The 6017-nt window shown below is 41.1% G+C and carries 6 protein-coding genes; all 6 read left to right on the top strand.

The genetic code is table 11. The features are described from left to right. A partial coding sequence (locus T489_RS0111780; protein ID WP_031580219.1) for a PD-(D/E)XK nuclease domain-containing protein occupies nucleotides 1-531 on the top strand: 531 nt, incomplete at its 5' end. Beyond that, a complete protein-coding gene (locus tag T489_RS0111775) occupies nucleotides 512-700 on the top strand; it encodes a hypothetical protein (protein WP_031580218.1) in 189 nt (62 codons plus the stop codon). The genes T489_RS0111780 and T489_RS0111775, both read left to right, overlap by 20 nt. Before the next feature lie 108 nt (nucleotides 701-808). Beyond that, nucleotides 809-1234 (top strand): AAA family ATPase, encoded by a 426-nt coding sequence (locus T489_RS15655; RefSeq protein ID WP_031580216.1) that lies wholly within the window; start codon nucleotides 809-811, stop codon nucleotides 1232-1234. After that, a complete protein-coding gene (locus T489_RS15650) occupies nucleotides 1231-2370 on the top strand; it encodes a PD-(D/E)XK nuclease domain-containing protein (protein ID WP_031580215.1) in 1140 nt (379 codons plus the stop codon). Before T489_RS15655 ends, T489_RS15650 begins: the two co-directional genes overlap by 4 nt. 248 nt (nucleotides 2371-2618) lie before the next feature. After that, nucleotides 2619-5585 (top strand): EAL domain-containing protein, encoded by a 2967-nt coding sequence (locus tag T489_RS14480; RefSeq protein ID WP_051622111.1) that lies wholly within the window; start codon nucleotides 2619-2621, stop codon nucleotides 5583-5585. 153 nt (nucleotides 5586-5738) lie between these two features. After that, nucleotides 5739-6017, top strand: a 279-nt coding sequence (locus T489_RS13805; RefSeq protein WP_037319949.1) for a hypothetical protein, incomplete at its 3' end; no start/stop codon positions are given.

Genomic DNA, 6017 nt, shown 5'->3' with positions numbered 1-6017 from the left:
GATGATCGTACTGCCTATGTTCCAAATAAAGAGATTAAAACAGCGCTGTCTTCTCTGGTGAAGGCTCAGCCATGGTTTAATTCAATGCCTATAATTGAGCGTTCAGAATCGCTTTTTAAAGCCATAACAGATCTTGATGGCAATAAGACCGCGGAAATCATCACAGAGATTCATAACACACCTAATGTATCCCTTCTGACCTATAACCGTGAGGAATCAATGGTATTCTGCCTTATATCCGGTCTTATGTGGCGTACCGAGCGTGAATACGAATGCTTCCGTGAATTGCAGTCCGGTAAAGGAAGTGCTGATCTGATTTATGCACCGAAGAGGAATATGAACCTTCCTATTCTGCTCATAGAATTCAAGTATGGTCTGAGTGCCAAGGAGGCTATGGAACAGATTAAGGAAAAGGAATATTTCAGCAGATATCGTGATGGTGATTATCCGAATGATGTGTTGCTTATAGGTATTAACTATGATCCTAAAACGAAGGATCACCAGTGCCTGATTGAAAAGCTGGATAAATAATTATTCCACAACTAGAATCTCTGAAGTTCTTGAATACCCCACCACCGAGTTTAACTACTGGGTGGTGTTTTTTCAGGAGGAATACTATGAGGCTCATCCGAAAGAAAGGTACAGAGCCGGAATGACGGAGAGCGATTGTGAAAGAATGGTTGAAAAGTTTAACGGATAATGAACAAACGTTAGCATTCTGAATCCTGACAAGGAGAACAGTTTTATAAGACTGGTTAAATTCAAAGATTCTGAAATTTTTGTAGATAAGACAGATTTTATAGAAAAGATGTCTGCAAAGATAAACTCTCAAAATTGTTTATTTGCTGTAACCCGTCCCCGCAGATTTGGCAAAACCGTAACTGCCCATATGCTATCAGCTTACTATTCCAAAGGATATGCTGACCAAAATATTTTTGACAAACTGGAAATTTCAAACAAAGGCAGTTATTCAGAGCACCTGAATAAATACAATGTTATTTACATCGATATGAACTCCATAAAGGACAAGTATATTTCGTATAAATCTGACAAATCTCTTTATATCGAAGCTATCGATGATATTGTAGATTTTCTGCAGTACATGGTTATACGTGATCTAAAGGAGAACAAAGAATATGCTGAACAAATCAGCAGTGATCCTTTAATTGGAAAGAAATCTTATCTTCCGCGCTGGAAGTTATATGCAAACATACCAACGAAAAATTCATTTTGATTATGGATGAATGGAATCTGATATACAGAGAGTATCAAAATGAAACTGCATTACAGGAAAAGTTTATAAAATTTCTGCGAGGTCTGTTTAAATCAGACGATGGGATATCATGCTTTGCATTAGCTTATCTCACCGGTATTCTGCCAATCAAAAAATACAATTCCCAATCAGCCTTGAATGGCTTTGATGAATATAACATGCTCTCTCCGGGGGATTATGCTCCTTACTTTGGTTTTACGGAAGATGAGGTAGCCAAGATTGTAAAATCACCTAACTGTAAAGTTTCACATCAGAATTTAAAGGAATGGTACGAGGGCTACAAAATAAAGGGAGTTGATATTTACAATCCTAACTCGGTGTGCAAAGCTGTCAGCCGAAACGAATGTATCAGTTACTGGAGTAAAACTTCATCAAATGAAGAGGTCGTACGTCTGATCAACACGGATTTTGATGGCATAAAGAAAGACATCATGAATTTAATCGAAGGTGTCAGAGTACAATTTGACTTCACCAATTTCCAGAATGATATGGTCAACATAAAGGATAAAAACGATGTATTCAGTCTTTTGGTATGCCTTGGATATCTGCGATGCTCCGATATAGATGGTGATGAAGAGCTTAAACTAGCCTATGTTCCGAATAAGGAAATTAAACGAGCATTAATAGGAATCATAAAACAACAGGAATGGTATGAACGAATGGAGACCATCAGGCGTTCAGAAAGCTTGCTCAAAGCCATATTGGAACTTGATGCGACAACAGTAGCAACGCTGATTCAGGATGTTCATAATTCTCCTGCCGTAGCTCTGCTCGACTACAACGATGAAGAATCTCTCACATACTGCGTGATGACCGGCCTTTTGTGGTCAACTCTTGGAAAATACGTTTCTCACTGGGAAGAACAGGCCGGTAAAGGCAGAGCAGATCTTGTATACGAACCTACGATAAAAGGAACATCACCTCTTATTCTGATTGAGTTTAAGTACGATGGCTCTGCTGAAGAAGCCATTGCACAGATTAAAACGCAGGAATATTTCAAACGCTATGCCGGACAGTACAGAAATATCATACTTGTCGGAATAAATTACAGCACCAAGACCAAAGATCACCAATGTCTGATTGAAAAGCTGGATTAAACATTCCACAACCAAAACCATTTCCCATGCTCGTAATGTTGCCTCCGTCAAAAAAACGTCATTGAAGTATGCCTGATAGTGCTATCCGTTTTGGTTTTTGTACAAAAACCACATTTTTTATCAGGATAATATGATAGTTTTATATCATCAGAGTGTTTTCGGCCTGATATTGAGCCGTGCACCGCAGCATAGTCGGTTCTGTCAGTCAGGACGGTGATCTTCGAAGATCACTATAAAGGGTACAGCCTATGGCAAGATATCATTTTTCAGATCAGGAACAGAGCTTCTGGGAAAGTCTGCAGCAGTCATACGCGGTTTTTCAGTATGACGGCGGCGTTATTCCCCTGGCTTTGTCTGACGGTTTCGTTCGAATGTTCGGATACGGCTCCAGAGAGTCGGCCTGTAAGGATCTTATGCGGAGTAAAACCGTGTATCTGAACGTTCATCCTGATGATCTGGCAAAGGTTGAGAATGCCGTTTTCAACTTTATTTATCATGACGAAAAATATGACATAGTCTACAGGGCCAGGAACGATAATTCACGCGACTACAAGCTTCTTCATTCTCAGGCAAAAATAATGGAGACATCCGACGGCGTGAAACTCATTCACGTCTGGTATACGGATGAAGGCATTTATTCAGAGCCTTTCGAAGAACTCAACACCAAACTTAACAGACTTCTGAGATCTGCTCTCCAGAGGGAAAACTGCATCAAGTCCAACGGCTTTGATGTTCTCACCGGACTGCCGAGCATGTCTTATTTCTTTGAGTATACCGACGAATGGAAGAAAAAGATGCTTCAGGAAAACGGAAAACCTGTGATTCTGTTTTTCAATCTCCGCGGTATGCGCTACTACAATCAGGATAACGGGGCTTCACAGGGTGATAATCTTCTGAAGTCATTTGCCAAGATACTGACTCATTATTTCAGCAAGGAACAGTGCTGCCGCATGGGGTCGGATCATTTTCTGGTAAGCACCGTCGATGAGAATGTCGAGAAAATTCTTTCCAACATCTTTGAGAATGCAAAACTTATCAATACAGGTATTTCGCTTCCTGTTTCCGTGGGCATCTATTCCATAACCGATCCGGAAGAATCCACCAGTTCCGCCTGCGACCGTGCAAGGTTTGCCTGTAATTCCATGAGAAAGATTCATGAATCAGGTTTTAACCGTTACAATCAGGATCTGCTGGATAAATACACCAAGCGTGAATATATCATTGCCAATCTGGACAGGGCGATTCAGGAAAAATGGATTAAGGTTTACTATCAGCCAATAGTAAGAGCTGTAAATTCAAAGGTTTGTGATGAAGAAGCCCTGGCAAGATGGATTGACCCGGTTAACGGATTTATGTCTCCGGCGGATTTCATTCCGGTTCTCGAAGAGGCTGAACTCATTTACAAGCTTGATCTGTTTGTGCTTGACGAGGTTCTGGAAAAACTTCGCATGCAGCAGGAGTTCAATCTTCATCTGGTTCCTCAGTCCATCAATCTTTCCAGAACGGATTTTGATACCTGCGACATCGTGGAGGAAATAAGAAAAAGGGTTGATGCCTCCGGATTCGCCAGAAATCTGATTACCATTGAAATCACAGAGAGCATCATCGGAAAGAATTTCGCCTACATGAAGGAGCAGGTGGAAAGATTCCAGAAGCTCGGCTTCCCGGTGTGGATGGATGATTTCGGAAGCGGATATTCTTCACTTAACGTTCTTCAGAACATCAGATTTGATCTCATTAAATTTGATATGAGTTTTATGAGAAAACTCGATGAGGGAAAGGAAGGGAAGATTATTCTCACTGAACTGATGAACCTTGTTACGTCTCTCGGGGTGGATACCGTATGTGAAGGTGTGGAAACCGAGCATCAGCGGCAGTTCCTGCTTGATATCGGCTGTTCCAAGCTTCAGGGGTATTTTTTCTCCAAGCCTATACCATTTGAAGAAATCCTGATCAGATATAAGGAAGGAAGACAGATAGGTTTTGAAAACCCGAAGACCTCAAGTTACTACGAAATAATCAGCAGAATAAATCTGAACAATTTATCCATAATATCCGGTGAACGGAACATAAATAACAGCGGTGCATACAATTCACTGCCGATGTATGTTATGGAAGTACGCGGTGACGTAGGTTATCTTTTAAGAAGCAATCAGGCAGCCAGAGACTTTATCAGCAGTTACTATCTGGTTGATCTCAATGCCGAGGGAGCCGTCTTCATTAAAAACGATGATGCGTTCAGAGACAACGTCGTGGATACGTGCTGTAAACTGGGTGCACGTTCATTCTACGATGAACCTCTGACCAACGGAAACATTGCACACGTCTTTGCCCGTCAGATTGCCGTAAATCCTGTAACAGGCTATCACGCGGTGATCATGGCCGTGCTGTCCATTTCGTCTCCTAATGATCACACCACATATGAAAGTATTGCCAGAGCCCTGGCGGCCGATTACCACAATATCTTCTATGTCGACCTGAACAATGACAGCTTCATAGAGTATACTTCGCCAGAGGGCAGTGACAGACTTGCCGTGGAGCGTCGCAGGGATGACTTCTTCACATTCATTACCGGGGATTTTATCGCCAGAGTGCACGAAGAGGACCGCCAGAAGCTGATATCCGTAATTACCAGAGAAAACATCATCAGAAAACTTGATGATGCAGGCAGAATAAATCTGACCTACAGAACGGTTGAGGACGGTAAAATAACCTTCCTTTCCATGAAGATTACCAGAATCCCGAGAAGAAACAACATAATTATAGGTATAAGCATTATTGATTCCCAGATGGAGGATCTCAATCTGATGGAGCAGAGCCAGCGACGTCTGGAGATTCTGACCGGTATCATGGCTCTGTCACATGATTATATGTGCCTGTATTATATCGATCTTCAGAATGATCACTACATTGAGTACTCAAATTCACAGGAGTTTGCATCTCTGAGTCTTAACAGTGAAGGATATAATTTCTTCAGTATGATGGTTTCAAATGGAAAATCCATTGTTCATCCTGATGATATGGAGGAATTTGTCACCCGACTTAACAACGACAATGTTAAGAAGCAGATTGCAGATAACGGATTCTTCCAGCATAAGTTCAGAATTAAGCTGAATGATGAGTATGTTCTCATTGTCATGAAGGTCGCCAAAGTAATGGATAAAGGTCAGGAAAAACTCATTGCCGGGGTAAGAAAGTGGAGGGAGCGCAATTAATCCGACTGTAAGAAAATACTGAGTCACCTATTCTTTGAAGATATAGTTACATTTAAAAAATAAATTTCCAAGATGCCCCCAAATAATGGGGACTTCTTTTGTTTTTTATGATGTCATAGGTACATATATACATGTAACTATATAGGAAAAATTATGGCTGTTATTGATGCTCCCGCTCTTCCCCCACTGTTGTTCAACAGAAATGGCAAATACACATATGTCTGTTCCTACGAAAATGTATGGGATTCTGAACGTCACATGTCGGTCAGAGTTAAAGGAAAAACCTTGACTGTGGGTAAGATTACGGGAGGAGAGCTTACAGGAACAATCGAATGGACCGAGAAGTTTTTGAGCCAGTATCCAATCCTCGAAAAGCTTAAAACAACAAGGGTAATTGATAAGGTAAAATCAAAAGGCAGATTCACCCGTTAC

Source organism: Ruminobacter sp. RM87 (genome assembly GCF_000701925.1).
In the GTDB taxonomy this organism is placed as follows: Bacteria; Pseudomonadota; Gammaproteobacteria; order Enterobacterales; family Succinivibrionaceae; genus Ruminobacter; species Ruminobacter amylophilus.
Note: the sequence above shows the minus strand (reverse complement) of the source record. Positions and strands in the feature narration are given on the sequence as shown.

Coding starts and splice junctions, on each gene's coding strand:
- T489_RS14480 (WP_051622111.1), top strand. CDS start 2,619: ATGGCAAGATATCATTTTTCAGATCAGGAACAGAGCTTCTGGGAAAGT.
- T489_RS15655 (WP_031580216.1), top strand. CDS start 809: ATGTCTGCAAAGATAAACTCTCAAAATTGTTTATTTGCTGTAACCCGT.